Source organism: Ectopseudomonas khazarica (assembly GCF_004521985.1).
GTDB classification, from domain to species: domain Bacteria; phylum Pseudomonadota; class Gammaproteobacteria; order Pseudomonadales; family Pseudomonadaceae; genus Aquipseudomonas; species Aquipseudomonas khazarica.
This window is the reverse complement of the sequence record NZ_SBHZ01000005.1, coordinates 148,684-163,323: the sequence shown is the minus strand read 5'-3', so window position 1 is coordinate 163,323 and position 14,640 is coordinate 148,684. Positions and strand designations below refer to the sequence as shown.

The window sequence follows — 14,640 nt, the reverse complement described above, 5'->3', positions numbered from 1 at the left end:
AAGGAGTCAAACCATGATGAGCCTGCTCGTCGTCGCCGCGATCGTTCTCGCTGTCGCGCTGGGTTACACCACCAAGATCAACATCGGCCTGTTCGCCATCGCCTTCGCTTACCTGCTGGGCTGTTTCGGCATGGGCATGAGCCCGGGCGAGATCATCGGCATGTGGCCGCTGAAGATCTTCTTCGTGATCTTCTCGGTCTGCCTGTTCTACAGCTTCGCCACGGTCAACGGCACCCTGGAGAAGCTCGCCGGGCATCTGCTCTATCGCTGCCGCGGCGTACCGCACCTGCTGCCGTATGCCATCTTCCTGACCTCGGGGCTGATCGCGGCCATGGGCGCGGGCTACTACACCGTGCTGGCCTTCATGGCACCGCTGACCCTGCTGCTGTGCCAGCGCACCGGCATGAGCCTGATCCTCGGCGGCATGGCGGTGAACTACGGTGCGCTGGGCGGGGCGAACTTCGTCTCCAGCCAGAGCGGCATCATCTTCCGTGGCCTGATGACCACCGCCGGCATGCCGGAGAGCGAGGCTTTCGTCAACGCACTGGCGATCTTCGCCAGCACGGCGGTGATCCCGCTGCTGGTGATCTCCGTGTTCGTCTTCCTCGGTGGCCATGGCCGCAACCTGAAGAATGCGGTGATCAATGCCGACCTGCCGGACGCCTTCAACCGCGAACAGAAACTGACCCTGCTGCTCACCGTGCTGATGATGGCGCTGGTGCTCGCCGCACCGCTGGCGCTGCTGGCCTTCCCGGACAACGCCACGGTCAGGTTCATCAACAGCAAGGTGGACATCGGCCTGATCGCCAGCGTGTTCTCGGTGATCGCGCTGCTGCTCAAGCTGGGTGACGAGCGCAAGGCCATCGCCTCGCTGCCCTGGGCCACGCTGATCATGATCTGCGGGGTGGGCATGCTGATCAGCGTGGCGATCAAGGCCGGCACCATCGATGCCCTGGCGTCCTGGATCGGCGGCAACATCCCACCGGTACTGGTGCCGCTGGCCTTCGGCGTGGTGGCCGCGCTGATGTCGATCTTCGCCAGTACCCTCGGTGTGGTGACGCCGGCGCTGTTCCCCATGGTGCTGCCGCTGTCGGCGTCGATGTCGATCGATCCGATGATCATCTTCATCGCCATCGTGGTCGGTGCTCAGGCCACCTCCATCTCGCCATTCTCCTCCGGCGGCAGCCTGCTGCTGGGCTCCTGCACCGACGAGAAGACGCGGGCCACGCTATTCTCGCAACTGCTGCTGCGCGCCGCGCCCATCGGTTTCGTCGCCGCGATGCTGTTCAACCTGGCGCTGACCTTCCTGTTCTGACGCCGCCCCAACGGCGCCTGACCTCGCTCAGGCGCCGCGCTCCGCAGGCTAGTTCAGGCGGTAGCGCTTCAGTTCATCCTGGCTCAGCAGGCGCAACTGGCCGGGGGCGACCTGGTAGATGTCCTCCGCCAGGCGCACGTCGATCCCCATGTCACGCAAGTACCGGGCCGGGCTGAGTGGCTGGTTGCCATGGGCGGCCTGCGCCTGCGCCGAGTCACCGGCCGGGAAGGGCGGGCGACGCAGGGCGACGTAACCGTTGATGGTGCGTTTGCGGCCTGCGGCAAGCAGGTAGACGCAACTGCCCTGGCACAGGCCGGATGACGGCACCAGCGCGTCGAAACCGGTTTCCCGCAGCAGGCGACCCATGCGGATGGCCTCCGGTGCGCTGCCGCCAACGCTGTCGAGCAGGACGACCTTGCGCTTGTACTGGCCCGGATTGGCGCGCAAGCCCTTGAGCAGCTTCTCGTAGTCGCCCGGAGCGATCTCTTCGGAAATCTTCGCCGCCAGCATCCCGGCATTGGCTTCGACCTGCACCTGGGCCTGAGCCGTCAGGGCGCTGAGCAGGGCGGTGCCGAACAGGGTGGAACGCAGCAGTGGGATCATCATCGGGTGGTACGGGATGGTGGGCGGGGGCTAGAAGATACCTGCCGGCTCAGCATCGTGCACCTCTCAGATGTGGCCGTCCTTCTGCTGTACCCGCCACGCCCAGACGAACAGTGCCAGGCCGCCGATGGCGGTGGCGGCGCCGATGTAGCCGGTGATGGTCCAGCCCATGCCGGCGCTGATGGCCAGGCCGCCGAGCCAGGGCCCGAGGGCATTGGCGACGTTGAACGCGGCATGGTTGGAGGCCGCGGCCAGTGTCTGTGCGCCGGTGGCGACATCCATCAGGTGGGTTTGCAGCGCCGGGCCGAGGGCGATCATGGTGCCGAGGGCGAAGATCGCCGGCAGTACCGTCCACAGGCTGTGCGCGGCGAAGGGGAAGACCAGCAGGACCAGGGTGCTCCAGGCCAGGATCCAGGCCACTGCGCGCAGGCGCAGGCGGTCGAACAGCCAGCCGCCGGCGCTGTTGCCGACGATGCAACCGGCACCGAACACCCCCATGGCCAGCGGAATCCAGCCGGGGCCGACGCCCGTCACGTGGAGCAGGGTCGGCGCCATGTAGCTGAACACGCAGAACATGCCGGCGAAGCCGATGGCGCCAATGCCCAGCGCCAGCCAGATCGGCGCGCGGTTGAAGGCGCGCAGTTCGCCCGAGGGGCTGCTGCGCTGCTCGTTCGGGTCGGTCGGCAGGAAGATCGCCAGCATGGCGATGGTGGTGATGGCGATCACCCCGACCAGGGCGAACGCGTAGCGCCAGCTCATGAACTGGCCGAGCCAGGTGGCCAGCGGGTTGCCGATCAGAATCGCCACGGTCAGGCCGGCCAGCACCCGGCTCACCGCCTTGGCGCGCTTGTGCGGCGGGGCCATGGACGCGGCCACCAGCATGGCCACGCCGAAGTAGGCACCGTGCGGCAGGCCGGCGATGAAGCGGAAGATCAGCAGCGGCTCGTAGGTCGGTGCCAGGGCGCTGGCGAAGTTGCCCAGGGCGAAGCAGCCCATCAGCAGCAGAAGCAGGATGCGTCGTGGCAGGCGAGCACCGAGCAGGGCCAGGACCGGCGCACCGACCACCACGCCGAGGGCATAGGCGCTGATCACGTGGCCGACCTGCGGCTCGCTGACCCCCAGGTCCTGGGCGACGTTGGGCATCAGGCCCATGATGGCGAACTCGCCCGTACCGATGGCGAAGCCGCCGAGGGCCAGGGCAAGTTGAATGAGAAGGATCGCGCCCGGCGACAGACTCGTCGCGGCGTCGGAGGAAGGCTTGTGCATGCGGAACCTGGGAGGGGAGGAAGCTGGGCCGGGATTATAATCTCCCAGCGCTCGACTTGGGTATTTGCAACCGCTCTATTTCGGGGCTCGGAGACGAGTGGTCGGGCATTTTTGCGGCTTTTGCCAGCGCGTGGCTCGTGCATCCCGCACGCGGGCGCTCACGCCGCTGGGCAATCTTCCACGTGCGCGTGCGACGGGAGCCGTGGGGCCGGCTCCCGCAACCCTCAGCCGCGTGCCGGGATGCTCAGGCCACGCTGCACGGCCGGACGCGCGAGGAAGGCATCGAGTACGCGGCGCACGTTGGCAAAACGCTCGAACTGCACCAGTTCGCCTGCCTCGTAGAACCCCACCAGATTGCGAATCCAGGGGAACACGGCGATGTCGGCGATGCTGTACTCGCCGACGATCCAGTCACGCCCTTGCAGGTGCTGGTCGAGCACGCCGAGCAGGCGCGCCGCTTCGGCGACGTAGCGCTCGAGCGGGCGCTTGTCTTCGTACTGGCTGCCAGCGAACTTGTGGAAGAAACCGAGCTGGCCGAACATCGGGCCCAGGCCGCCCATCTGCCACATCAGCCACTGGATCGCCTGGTAGCGGGCCGCGGGGTCCTGCGGCAGCAACTGGCCGGTCTTCTCGGCCAGGTAGAGCATGATCGCGCCGGACTCGAACAGCGGCAGCGGGTGGCCGTTCGGCCCGTCCGGATCGAGGATGGCGGGAATCTTGTTGTTCGGTGACAGCGAGAGGAACTCGGGGCTGAGCTGATCGTTGCTGTCGAAACTGACCAGATGCGGCTCGTAGGGCAGGCCGATCTCTTCCAGCATGATCGAGACCTTGACGCCGTTGGGCGTGGGCAGCGAATAGAGCTGCAAGCGCTCGGGATGCTGGGCGGGCCACTTGCGGGTGATGTGGAATGGGCTGAGATCGGTCATGTGGGTTCCATGTCGGATGGGCCTGAAGAGGGGGGCGATCAGAACACGAGTGGCGACAGCGACTGAAATCGATGCGCCTGCTAGTAGTCATCGACTCGAGCGATCCTGCCCGGTTCCCTGTGTGCGAGCAAGGCGGTATGGTGCGAGCTTTCCTTCACCCGGAGCCCATTGGCATGAGCCTGCACGGTACCTACGACTCGCAGAACATCTTCGCCCAGATCATTCGCGGCGACCTGCCTTGCTACACGCTGTACGAGGACGACGATGTGCTGGCCTTCCTCGACCTGTTCCCGCAGTCCAGAGGCCACAGCCTGGTGATTCCCAAGCGCGCGGCGGCGCGCAACATCCTGGAGATCGACGAGGCCAGCCTGGCCAAGGTCATGGCCGTGGTGAAGAAGCTCGCCCAGGCCATCGTCGACGAGCTGCAGCCGGCGGGCGTGCAGGTGGCGCAGTTCAATGGCGCGCCTGCCGGGCAGACGGTGTTCCATATCCACATGCATGTGATCCCGCGCTTCGACGGTGAAGGGCTGGGCATTCACGCGGCCAGCAAGGCCGATCCGGCCGAACTCGAGGCGTTGCAGGCCCGTCTGGTCAAGCGTCTGCAAGGCTGAAACGGCCGCTGCCCCGGACGAGCGACTCGGCCGGGGCAGCGTGCGTGCAACAGGGGATCAGCCGTTCTGGTTGGTCTGGCCGCCCCATTCCAGGAAGCGCACGGCGTGCACGTCGCCCTGGCTGTCACGGTAGACCATGACGCTGGGCACGACACCGCTCTCGCGGCTGTTGTCGGTGCGCTGCAGGACCTGGTCGATGTCCAGTTGCATGCCGTACTGGTATTGCTTCACGTCCACCCGGGCGCTGGACGGGGCCTTTTCGTTGGCGAAGGCGATGGGGGCGAATGCGGCGATAAGGGTGGCGGTGATGGCTGCGATTTTCATGCTGATGGTCTCCGGTCAGTGGCGCCGTCGAGGGTGGCGCTGGGGTCGGGAGCCATGAAAACACCGCGCCTTTCATTGCAGAAATCGATGCTTGTGCTACTGGACATCGTTGCCATCGATACCTTGCCCGCACGCGCGCCAACCCCAATACTCAGGCAGCACTCATTTGCCCATGGAGGGCTTCATGCGTTCGATGCTCATCGCTTTGCCGCTGCTGTTGCTGGCGGGTTGTTCGTCGTTTCGAGGTGACCCGGAAAACATTCGCCCGGTGCCGGAAGATCGTCTGCTGGCCTTTCAGGAGACGCAGGCCAGCGGTGGACAGATCGTGGTCACCCGCGATTTCGGGATGATGGGCGGTGGCTGCTACGTGGCCATCGAGGTCGATCGCCAGGTGGCCGCGCGTATCGGTGTCGGAGAGCGCGCGACCTTCCAGGTGCCGGCAGGTACGCGGGTGGTGGGTATCACCCCGGACCGGATGGACGACACGCTGTGCGGCATGGGCCGCCTGTTGCGCGAAGTGGCGGTGCCGGTGAAGGCCGGGGAAAGCCATGACCTGCGCATCCTCAGCGAAAACCGCGGTGGCTTCGATATCCGCACCGATACGCCCTGACTCGGCAGGCCTGATCCTGGCGGTTCAAGCCGCGTCGAGTTCCTCGGCCAGCAGCTGTTCCAGCCAGTTCATGAAGGCGCGCACCCGCCGTGGCAGATGACGCCCGTGCGGGTGCACCAGGTTCACCGGCATCGGCGCGGCGACCCAGTCATCCAGCAGGCGCAGCAGACGCCCCTCCCGCAGGTGCACGCGCATGCCGACCAGCGGCGCCTGGATGATGCCCAGGCCACCCAGGCAGGCCCCTTCGTAGGCATCGATGTTGTTCACCGTGACCCGGCCCGCCATGGCCAGCGAATGCAGCTTGCCGTCGCGCTGGAACTCGAAGCCGTCCGAGCGTGCGCCAAAGGCTGTCACGTAGTGAATCAGGCTGTGTCCGGCGAGGTCGTCCAGTTGCTCGGGCATGCCGTGCGTGGCCAGGTAGGCCGGGCTGGCGCAGTTGACCATGGACAGATGCCCCAGTGGCCGGGCGACCAGGCTGTCATCCTCGTTGACGCCGACGCGCAGCACGCAATCGAAGCCCTCGCGCAGCGGATCGACCCGCCTGTCGCTGCACCCCAGTTCGATCTCCAGCGCCGGGTGCCGGGCGAGAAACTCATCGAGGCGCGGTGCCACCAGGCGCCGGGCGATCGCCGTGGGCATGTCCACGCGCAGTCGTCCACTCAGGGCATGGGCGTCCTGGCGAAACAGGTTCTCCAGTTCGTCCATCTGCGCCAGCAGCTCGCGGGCGCGTTCGTACAGCATCTGGCCATCCTGCGTCGGGCGTACCCGGCGTGTGGTGCGGTGCAACAGGCGCGCATCGACCAGGCGTTCCAGGTCGCGGACCTGCTCCGATACCGTGGAGCGAGGCAGGCCCAGGCTGTCGGCGGCCTGGGTGAAACTGCTCAGTTCGGTGACGCGCTGAAAGGTGCGCAACAACTCCAGCTTGTTCATGGTGGTAATTCCAATTGTTCGCTGATGGCGATCAGTATTTCCTGTTTTTCTGGATTTATCAGTATTTGTACGAGCAATAACCTGTGATCAACCTTCACCACCTGTCACAGGAGATTCACCATGACGCGCAAGATCGCACTCATCACCGGCGCCAGCCGTGGTCTCGGCCGCAGTGCCGCCAAGCACCTGGCGGCGCAGGGCGTGGACATCATCGGCACCTACCGCAGCCAGGCCGAGGAAGCGCAGCAACTGGTCGGCGAGATCGAGGCGCAGGGCGGGCGGGCCCTGATGCTGCAACTGGATGTCAGTGACAGCAGCAGCTTCGCCGACTTCGCCCAGCGCGTGGCGCAGGGCCTGCACGAGACTTTCGCTGCCGAGCGTTTCGATTTTCTGGTCAACAACGCCGGTATCGGCATCCATGCCGCACTCGCTGAAATCAGCGAAGCGCAGTTCGACGAGTTGCTGAAGGTCCAGCTCAAGGGGCCGTTCTTTCTCACCCAGCGCCTGTTACCGCTGATGGCCGATGGCGGGCGGATTCTCAACGTATCCTCCGGCCTGGCCCGTTTCACCTTGCCTGGCTACGGCGCCTATGCGGCGATGAAGGGCGGCATCGAAGTGTGGACGCGCTACCTGGCCAAGGAGCTTGGCCCACGCGGCATCAGCGCCAACGTGCTGGCCCCCGGTGCCATCGAGACCGACTTCGGTCACGGCGCGGTGCGCGACAACTCCGAGCTCAATGCCTTCGTCGCCGGCAATACCGCACTGGGCCGGGCCGGCCTGCCCGATGACATCGGCGCCGCCGTCGCCGCGCTGCTCGGCGATGGTGGCCGCTGGATCAATGGTCAGCGCATCGAGGCATCGGGCGGCATGTTCCTCTGAACCATCTCGCGTGCGTGGCAGTTCCCGCCAGCAGGCGCTCGCGGCGGTTAGAATCTCCCGGCCAGAACAGGGAGAACAGCCTTGAAGGGACTACCGATCGCAATCGTGGGGGCCGGCACTGCCGGCCTCGCCACGGCCATTTTTCTCGCCCGCCAGGGCTTCGCCGTGCGCCTGCTGGAGCGGGTCGAGCACCTGCAGCCGGTGGGCGCCGGCATCCTGCTGCAGCCTTCCGGCCTGGCGGTGCTGCAGCGGCTCGGGCTGCTGGCCGAGTGCACCGCGCTGGGCGCGCCTGTCAGCCGTCTGTACGGCACCAGTTGCAAGGGGCGGGTGATACTCGATACCCGCTATGACGACTGGCAGCCAGGCAGCTTCGGCCTTGGCATTCACCGTGGCGTATTGATGACGGCCCTGCTCAAGGCCGCGCAGCGTGCCGGCGTGCAGATGGAAACCGGCGTGAGCGTCAGCCGCTTCGAGCAGGCGGCCGGGCATGTTCGACTCGTGCGGCAGGATGAGCAGGGCGCCGAGCAGCCCCTGGGCGATTGCGCTGCACTGATCCTCGCCGATGGCACGCGTTCGAGCCTGCGCGCGCAGATGCAGGTGCGCCAATGGGCGCGGCCTTATCCCTGGGGGGCGCTGTGGAGCATGCTGCCGACTGCTGCGTCCGGTGAGTCCGGGGAATTGCGTCAGTGGTACCGCGGTTGCCGCGAGATGTTCGGCCTGATGCCGACGGGGGCGACGCACCAGGCGCCTGGCAGCGCCCTGACCAGCCTGTTCTGGAGCCTGCCGCTGAGCGAGCACCAGGCCTGGCTTCAGCACGGCCTGGAGGCCTGGAAACGCCGCGTATGCAGCCTGGCCGGCGAGGCCGCGCACGGCTATTTGCAGCAGATCGACGATCCCGCGCAGCTGACGCTGGCCGCCTACGCGGACGTGCGCATGCAGCGCTGGCACGACGCTCGCGTGCTCGCCATCGGCGATTGTGCGCATGCCATGAGCCCGCAACTGGGGCAGGGCGCGAACATGGCGCTGGTCGATGCCGCCGCCCTGGCCGATGCCCTGGGTGACGCTGCCGATGCGGCCCAGGAGACGCTCGACTGGAACGCGCTGTTCGCCGGCTACGGCGATGCCCGTCGTGATCACCTGCGGTATTACCGTCAGGCCAGCCGCTTGCTGACGCCGCTGTTCCAGTCCAACAGCGGCACCTTGGCCGTGCTGCGCGATATCGCCCTGATGCTGGCGCGGCACAATCGCTTCGGTCGCCAGCACGCGGTCAGCACCCTGGTGGGCGCACGCAATGGCTGGCTGTGGCAGGGGACGCAGCAACGGGCGCTGCATGCCTGGAAGGGCGAGCGGGAGGCGTGGGAGTAGCCAGCAGCGCGGCGCCAGAGAAGCGCTTGCGCTGATCAGATATCGGGGTAGGTTTCCTGGAACCAGTCGATGGCGTCTTTTATGCGGTGGGCTTTTGCAGCGTCCAGATGCCGGATGGTTTCTTTCAGTATCTTTGCCGCTTCGAGAACTTCAGGGTGCTCCGCTGCGATGCCGGAGTCTACGGTCGTGCATTCGATCATCGCGCTCAGGGTGGCGCTGTTCAAATGCTCCGGCGGGTGCCTGATCAGTTCGATCCCTTTGTGAAGGTTCATTGAATACAGGGTCTCGAAAGCCGAAGCCTGGAGATGCTCGTCGCCCTTGTCATGGTGAACGATATCCAGTGCCATCTGCTCGGCGAGCTGTTTGTTCAGCCGCCCCAACTGACTCAGGGCCTCTGCGGCTTCGTCATAGTCACTGAGTTCGAGAACCGTCATCGACAGTGCGTTTTCGAGGGATGTCATGAGCCAGTCACGGGTGGTCCGGGCAGCAGGGGGAGCGTCTTTCAGACAGTGAGCAGAATCTTCCGGGCATACGGTTTCACAGCGATCCCATCTTCGACGTCGATGGTGTCGACTGCATACAGTTGCTTGTCCATCGTCGCCAGGCACCAGGTGTAGCCATCAGGCAGAGCCAGGTGTTCAGGTTCCAGCAGGACCTCTGTGGACAGGGCATTGGCCAGCTGGATGGCCAGTTGCACGTCGTCAAGGCTCAGCTCATCCGAGGCCCAGGAAAGCCCCAGACTCTGCTGGAACTCGGCCTCGTGGTCAGCGTATTGAAGGAAGATGGCCGCATGCTCCCTGGGATAGTCGAGCGACTCGACCCCATCGGGGATCCCTTGGTTGAGTAGTGTGATTATTTGCTGCTCGGGAACTGCGCTTCTAATGAATAAGTCAATCGACTTGCTCATTTGATACCTCGTGTTTGCATGATGTCGAGTAGTTGTGACGTGCGCGCCTTTTGTTCAGCGGTGAATATCCCTTTCTGAGTCATGATATCCAGCGTTTTTCTGGCGTTCTCCAAGCCTTTCTTCTTGGCGCTTATCAAGACGTTGTATTCGGCCGAGGTGATATTTACAGTGCCTGGCCCGCTAACTGGATGTATTGAGTTTTCATGCAGGCCGTACACCCTGCCTGAGGACGTATGAAAGAACTCTCCCTGGCGGATGGATTCACCGTTCATGTGAATCTCTCGTAAATCCTTCGCTACTTCCTCCGGCGAAACTGTATACATGGTATTTCCAGTTTTCTTGGGGATTGTCACCCTGTGAGGAAAGTGCCTCTCACTCAGCGTTAGATGTGCCCAGCTCCGTACGGTTGGTGCAGCGAGTGCTTCAGGTCGAATGGCTTGCGGGCGTTTCACCTCAACCGTTCGCGCCCCGGTCCCTGTCCCCCTTGTCTTGCCCCCGCGTCTGATTCTTGCGCGCTTCAACGCGGCGCTCAGGCGTTTCAGGGCGTTGCCCAGGCGGGTCAGCTTGTCCACATAGCTTACCGACGCTGCGCCGCGTGCGGCCAGGCCGACGCCGGCGGTGAAGACGATCAGCAGGGCGGAGAGGACGATTTCGAACAGCACGCCACCACTGAACTCGGCCACTTCCTCGGCGTTCTGCGCCTGTGCATAGTCCACGGCGAAGCGGCCCAGCATGGCTTTGCTGGGATCGTCCTCGTAGATGAAGCAGGCCAGCTCGTAGGCTTCGGCCAGCTGTTCGCGGGTGATGCTGCTGGGGTCGAAGCCCAGGGCTTCGACCAGCTCACGGTGCTGCTCCGCACTGAACTGACGGTTGTAGGCGGCCAGCCAGGATTCTCCCTCGCTGGCGCGTGCCTGCCAGGCACTGCGCAGGGTGTTGCTGAAGATGGTGAACGGGTTGACCAGGTCGGAGTATTCCTTGACGGTCTTCAGCAGTCCCCAGGCGCCAAGGAAGAATCCCTTTCCCGCTGCGAGTCGTCGATGCAGGTAGTTGGATACCGCGCTGCGCTGATCCTGAATGGCTTGCAGGCGAGCGGCTTCAGCGCGCTCCGCCGCGAGGATCTCGTCGAGCACGGCCTGCAGCTCGGCGCGAGCGCTGCTGATATCGCTGTCGACGTCGCTATCGGCCAGCAACTGGGCTTCGTATTCGCCGGCAGGCAGGCTCTGGACCAGGCCGCCTCGGGCATCCAGGCTGCCTCTTACGGCGCCGCCGCTGCTGGGCGTGAGGCTATAGGGCAGGTTGGCGCCGATGCACTCGCCGTTGTCCCAGACGAAACGCAGCCCGACCAGGCAGCGGTTGGCTTGGGCGGCAGCGCCTTCGAGCTGCCTCGCAGGCTGGCGGTCGAAGTCGCCGTTGTAGGGCTCCGGTGCCGGAGCCGGACGTTCGTTGCGATTATTGGGGACGTAGCCGCTCATCCTGTGGCATCCATGCTGCGGCCGGCATCTGCCGGCAGGTTCCTTCGTCAACGGCAGATGCTAACCAATGACCCATGCGCAAAGTCTTGCGCAACGGCGCGCGACGTCCGTTTTTTGTGAACGATGCACGCAAATAATGGCGAGCCGTTCAGTCGCGTTGCAGCTCGAGCAGTGCCTTGCGGCTGAGCTCCAGCCACTCCTGGTGCAGGGTCCGGTAGTGGCGGGCGGAACGGCGCGCGTGGGTCTGGATCTGCTCCAGCAGTTCGACGGCTTCGCGCTCGCGGCCGACCCGGCGCAGCAGCAGGGCGTAGCGGTAGTTCGCCTCGGGGCTGGTGCAGTAGCTGCCGAGCACCCGGTATTCCTCTTCGGCCTTGAGGTCGTTGCCCTGGGCCTCCAGGGCGCGGGCATACAGCAAGTGGCCGTCGGCCGAGCGGAAGTCGGGGTTCTGCGCGATCAGCTGGTCGAGACTGGCCTGGCAGCCGGCGAAATCGCCCAGGGCGAAGCGGGCCCTGGCCAGGCCGAGGAGGATGTCCGGGGCGTCGCTGTGAATGCCGCGCAAGGCTTGCTGATAGTGCTGGGCGGCCTCTTGCGCCTGCCCCATGCGCAGCAGTTCGTCGGCCAGGTTCACGCGGGTGTCGCGGGTGTCGCGAATCTCCAGTTCATCGCGCAGGGCCCGCAGGTGGCGCTGCGGATCGATGCTGTCGTGCAGTTTGCCGAGCGCGCGGCGGCCACGGCGGCTGCCGAGCAGCTCCGGCAGCATGATGCCGAGAAAGTAGATCAGGCAGCCGATGCCGGGCAGGGCGATGATCAGGTACAGCCAGTAGCGATCCTGGCCGCTGCGTACCACGTGGAGGCCGCAGGTGACTTGGCAGGCGATGATCAGCAGGGCGAGCAGGGGCATGGTGCGGTCCAGTCCTTTGGAGTGCGGAGGGGCGGCTATCAGAGCATGGATCGCCATGGTTGTCAGGTGATCCATGCACGGCTGTGGGGTACGTCACGTGATAGGCTGCGCGGCTGATTCGCTGCCGTTGAGGATGCGTGCATGCCGTCGTTGCTGGAGATCTTCGCCAACCTGTTCTACCTGCTCTCGGTGTTGCTGGCTGCACGCAATTCGGTGCACACCTGGGCCGTCGGGTTGGTCGGCTGCGTGCTCTTTGGCTGGCTGTTCTTCAGCGTGCAGCTGTACGCGGACGTCACCCTGCAGCTGTTCTTCATCGCCACCAGCCTGCTGGGCTGGTGGAGCTGGCTGTACGGGCGCAGCGGGACGGCGCTGCCCATCGTTCGCTCATCCTGGCGAGAACTGTGCCTGGCGCTGTCGCTCGCGGTGGTCGTCGCTCTGGCCTACGGCGCGCTGCTGCATCACTTCACCGATGCCTACGCGCCCTTCATCGACTCGCTGGTGCTGACCTTCAGCGTGTTGGCGCAACTGCTGCTGATGCGCCGCAAGCTGGAGACCTGGTACGGCTGGCTGCTGGTGAACACCCTGGCGGTGCCGCTGTTCGTCTCGCGTGAGCTGTACCTGACGGCCTTCATCTACGTGCTGTTCTGGTTCAACGCCTGGTACGGCCTGTACTGCTGGCGCCGTGAGCTGGCGGTCGAGGCGCAGGCGGCCTGACATGCGCCAGCGATTCGCCTGTGGCCTGGTGGTGGGCAAGTTCGCGCCGCTGCACCTGGGCCACGAGTGGCTGATCCGCCAGGCGCAGATGCAGTGCCAGCAGCTGGTGCTGCTCAGCTGGTCGAACCCGGAGTTGCCCGGCTGCGCGCCGCAGCGTCGCGCGCGCTGGTTGCAGGCGCGCTTTCCGCACCTGCGCAGCTGGGTGGTGACAGCCGACTGGGTTGATGAGCAGCGTGCCCGAGGCGTGGCGCTGGCGGAGCTTCCCCATGAATCGGCACCCGCTGCGGCGCAGCGCCAGTTCGTCGCCGATTTCTGCCTGGCCGTGCTCGGCCGGCCGGTGGATGCGGTGTTCACCAGCGAAGCCTATGGCGATGGTTTCGCTGCGCATCTGGCCAGGTGCTTCGGGCGGCCGGTGCAGCATGTCGAGATCGACCGTGCACGTGTCACGGTGCCGGTGTCCGGTACGCGTCTGCGCGCCGATGTCCATGGTTTGCGCGAGTACCTGGCGCCACAGGTCTACGCGGACTTCGTCGAGCGCATCGCCTTGCTCGGCGGCGAGTCCACCGGCAAGAGCAGCCTCGGCCTGGCGCTGGCCGAGGCGCTGGGTACGCGCCATGCTGCCGAGTACGGTCGAGAGTTGTGGGAGCAGCAGGGCGGTGTGCTGGGCTACGACGACCTGCTGCGGATCGGCCGCACCCAGGTCGCGCGGGAGCGGGAACTGGCCGGGCACTGTCAGCGCTACCTGGTCTGCGACACCACGCCACTGACCACGCTGTTCTATTGCCGTGAGCTGTTCGGGCGCGCCGAGGCCGAGCTGGAGCAGCTTGCCCGGCGGCATTATCACCACGTGTTCCTGTGCGCCGATGACTTCCCCTTCGTGCAGGACGGCACGCGCCAGGACGAGACGTTCCGGCGACGCCAGAACCAGTGGTACGAACAGGCGCTGCAGCAGCGCGGCTTGGCGTTCACGCGTCTTGCCGGCAGCCTGGCGCAGCGCGTCGAGCAGGTGCTGCAGGTGCTGGCCGACGCCTAGCGGTAGCGGGCGAGGATGGCGTCGAACTCGCCGTCCTGCTTCATCTGCACCAGGGCGCGCAGGAGTGCTTGCGTCGGTACGTCCGGCTCGTCACGAACGATGCAGGAGACCAGGTCGCTGCTGATTTCGCCGAGCACGTGCAACTGCTCGGCTTTGCTCCGATGGCGGTTGAACCAGGCCAGGGACAGGCTGTTGCTGAGCGCATAGCGGTAGCGACCGGCCTCGAGTTTCTCCAGCGCCAGGGCCTGGGTGCGGGCGTCCTCGCGGTGAATCCGGGCACTGTCGAACAGCGCCTGCAGGCTGGGGTAGCTGAAACCCAGGACCGTCCCCAGGCGCTGGCCGCTAAGCTTCTCCAGCGCGAAGTCGGGCTCGGCGCTGCGCCCCACGATCAGGTCGTGCTGGACCATGAAGGGCAGACTCCAGATGTACTGGTGATGTGACTCCTGGAGCCAGGACGGGTTGACGTAGCAGCGTACGTCGATTTCGCCTCGAACCAGCGTGCGTTGCACACGCAGGCGTGGCATCACCAGCAGCTCGGCGGTGCGGCCAACCTTCTGTGCCAGGCGCATCTGCAGGTCATAGAGAATGCCGGTGGTCGCCTGGCCGTCGACGATCTGCATCATCGGCATGGCCCAGCTCTCGGTGACGGCGAACCGCAGCGGGCGTTGCTCCTGCGCGAAGGCGGCAACGCCGACCGCCAGCAGCAGGGCGCCTAGCAGGCGCAGGGGCCTCAGTGCTGGGCAGCGTTGGTGTCGGCGCGGTAGCTGCTCGGGCATGCTGTCGC

17 protein-coding genes are annotated in these 14,640 nt (G+C 65.5%); 7 read left to right on the top strand and 10 right to left on the bottom strand.

The window, feature by feature from the left end; all coding sequences use genetic code 11:
* The first annotated feature begins 13 nt into the window (after positions 1 to 13).
* Positions 14 to 1,315 (top strand): SLC13 family permease, encoded by a 1,302-nt coding sequence (locus EPK82_RS08065; RefSeq protein ID WP_047585022.1) that lies wholly within the window; start codon positions 14 to 16, stop codon positions 1,313 to 1,315.
* 48 nt (positions 1,316 to 1,363) lie between these two features.
* Here EPK82_RS08065 and EPK82_RS08060 read toward each other — a convergent pair whose 3' ends face one another.
* The 3 genes from EPK82_RS08060 to EPK82_RS08050 all read right to left on the bottom strand — a co-directional run bounded on the left by EPK82_RS08060 (position 1,364) and on the right by EPK82_RS08050 (position 4,110).
* Positions 1,364 to 1,921: a COG3904 family protein gene (locus tag EPK82_RS08060; protein ID WP_037048753.1), complete on the bottom strand. Its 558-nt coding sequence runs from the start codon at positions 1,919 to 1,921 to the stop codon at positions 1,364 to 1,366.
* A 63-nt stretch (positions 1,922 to 1,984) separates the two neighbouring features.
* Positions 1,985 to 3,184, bottom strand: coding sequence for an MFS transporter (locus EPK82_RS08055; RefSeq protein ID WP_134676268.1), 1,200 nt, complete (start codon positions 3,182 to 3,184; stop codon positions 1,985 to 1,987).
* A 224-nt stretch (positions 3,185 to 3,408) separates the two neighbouring features.
* Positions 3,409 to 4,110, bottom strand: a complete 702-nt coding sequence (locus EPK82_RS08050) for a glutathione S-transferase N-terminal domain-containing protein (RefSeq protein WP_134676267.1) — start codon at positions 4,108 to 4,110, stop codon at positions 3,409 to 3,411.
* Between the two features lie 173 nt (positions 4,111 to 4,283).
* Between EPK82_RS08050 and EPK82_RS08045 the strand changes: the two genes are divergently transcribed.
* The gene (locus EPK82_RS08045; protein ID WP_134676266.1) at positions 4,284 to 4,721 is read left to right on the top strand and encodes an HIT family protein; all 438 of its coding nucleotides are present in this window, start codon (positions 4,284 to 4,286) and stop codon (positions 4,719 to 4,721) included.
* A 57-nt stretch (positions 4,722 to 4,778) separates the two neighbouring features.
* Here EPK82_RS08045 and EPK82_RS08040 read toward each other — a convergent pair whose 3' ends face one another.
* Positions 4,779 to 5,045 carry a DUF2790 domain-containing protein gene (locus EPK82_RS08040; protein ID WP_134676265.1) on the bottom strand — a complete coding sequence of 89 codons (267 nt, stop codon included), beginning with the start codon at positions 5,043 to 5,045 and terminating at the stop codon, positions 4,779 to 4,781.
* A gap of 184 nt (positions 5,046 to 5,229) precedes the next feature.
* Between EPK82_RS08040 and EPK82_RS08035 the strand changes: the two genes are divergently transcribed.
* Entirely contained in the window at positions 5,230 to 5,655 is a 426-nt protein-coding gene (locus tag EPK82_RS08035; protein ID WP_037048744.1) for a hypothetical protein, read from the top strand.
* 24 nt (positions 5,656 to 5,679) lie between these two features.
* Here the strand turns inward: EPK82_RS08035 and EPK82_RS08030 are convergent, their stop codons facing one another.
* The gene (locus tag EPK82_RS08030) at positions 5,680 to 6,585 is read right to left on the bottom strand and encodes a LysR family transcriptional regulator (protein ID WP_134676264.1); all 906 of its coding nucleotides are present in this window, start codon (positions 6,583 to 6,585) and stop codon (positions 5,680 to 5,682) included.
* Positions 6,586 to 6,705: 120 nt separating this feature from the next.
* On the opposite strand from EPK82_RS08030, the gene EPK82_RS08025 reads away from it, so the two are divergent.
* Both EPK82_RS08025 and EPK82_RS08020 read left to right on the top strand, forming a co-directional pair.
* On the top strand, positions 6,706 to 7,464 hold the full coding sequence (locus EPK82_RS08025) for an SDR family NAD(P)-dependent oxidoreductase (protein WP_134676263.1): 759 nt from the start codon (positions 6,706 to 6,708) through the stop codon (positions 7,462 to 7,464).
* An 81-nt stretch (positions 7,465 to 7,545) separates the two neighbouring features.
* Positions 7,546 to 8,829 (top strand): FAD-dependent oxidoreductase, encoded by a 1,284-nt coding sequence (locus EPK82_RS08020; protein ID WP_134676262.1) that lies wholly within the window; start codon positions 7,546 to 7,548, stop codon positions 8,827 to 8,829.
* A gap of 35 nt (positions 8,830 to 8,864) precedes the next feature.
* Here EPK82_RS08020 and EPK82_RS08015 read toward each other — a convergent pair whose 3' ends face one another.
* The 4 genes from EPK82_RS08015 to EPK82_RS08000 all read right to left on the bottom strand — a co-directional run bounded on the left by EPK82_RS08015 (position 8,865) and on the right by EPK82_RS08000 (position 12,109).
* Positions 8,865 to 9,290: a hypothetical protein gene (locus tag EPK82_RS08015; protein WP_134676261.1), complete on the bottom strand. Its 426-nt coding sequence runs from the start codon at positions 9,288 to 9,290 to the stop codon at positions 8,865 to 8,867.
* 41 nt (positions 9,291 to 9,331) lie between these two features.
* Positions 9,332 to 9,736: a hypothetical protein gene (locus tag EPK82_RS08010; RefSeq protein WP_134676260.1), complete on the bottom strand. Its 405-nt coding sequence runs from the start codon at positions 9,734 to 9,736 to the stop codon at positions 9,332 to 9,334.
* A complete protein-coding gene (locus tag EPK82_RS08005; RefSeq protein ID WP_244229883.1) occupies positions 9,733 to 11,208 on the bottom strand; it encodes a hypothetical protein in 1,476 nt (491 codons plus the stop codon). Before EPK82_RS08005 ends, EPK82_RS08010 begins: the two co-directional genes overlap by 4 nt.
* A gap of 148 nt (positions 11,209 to 11,356) precedes the next feature.
* A complete protein-coding gene (locus EPK82_RS08000; protein ID WP_134676259.1) occupies positions 11,357 to 12,109 on the bottom strand; it encodes a tetratricopeptide repeat protein in 753 nt (250 codons plus the stop codon).
* 141 nt (positions 12,110 to 12,250) lie between these two features.
* Here EPK82_RS08000 and pnuC point away from each other — a divergent pair, with 141 nt between their 5' ends.
* Entirely contained in the window at positions 12,251 to 12,823 is a 573-nt protein-coding gene (gene pnuC, locus EPK82_RS07995) for a nicotinamide riboside transporter PnuC (RefSeq protein ID WP_134676258.1), read from the top strand.
* 1 nt (position 12,824) lies between these two features.
* Positions 12,825 to 13,856, top strand: coding sequence for an AAA family ATPase (locus tag EPK82_RS07990; protein WP_134676257.1), 1,032 nt, complete (start codon positions 12,825 to 12,827; stop codon positions 13,854 to 13,856).
* On the opposite strand, the gene EPK82_RS07985 is transcribed toward EPK82_RS07990, so the two are convergent.
* The gene (locus EPK82_RS07985; RefSeq protein ID WP_134676256.1) at positions 13,853 to 14,632 is read right to left on the bottom strand and encodes a substrate-binding periplasmic protein; all 780 of its coding nucleotides are present in this window, start codon (positions 14,630 to 14,632) and stop codon (positions 13,853 to 13,855) included. The two genes, EPK82_RS07990 and EPK82_RS07985, sit on opposite strands and share 4 nt — an antisense overlap.
* Between the last annotated feature and the right edge of the window lie 8 nt (positions 14,633 to 14,640).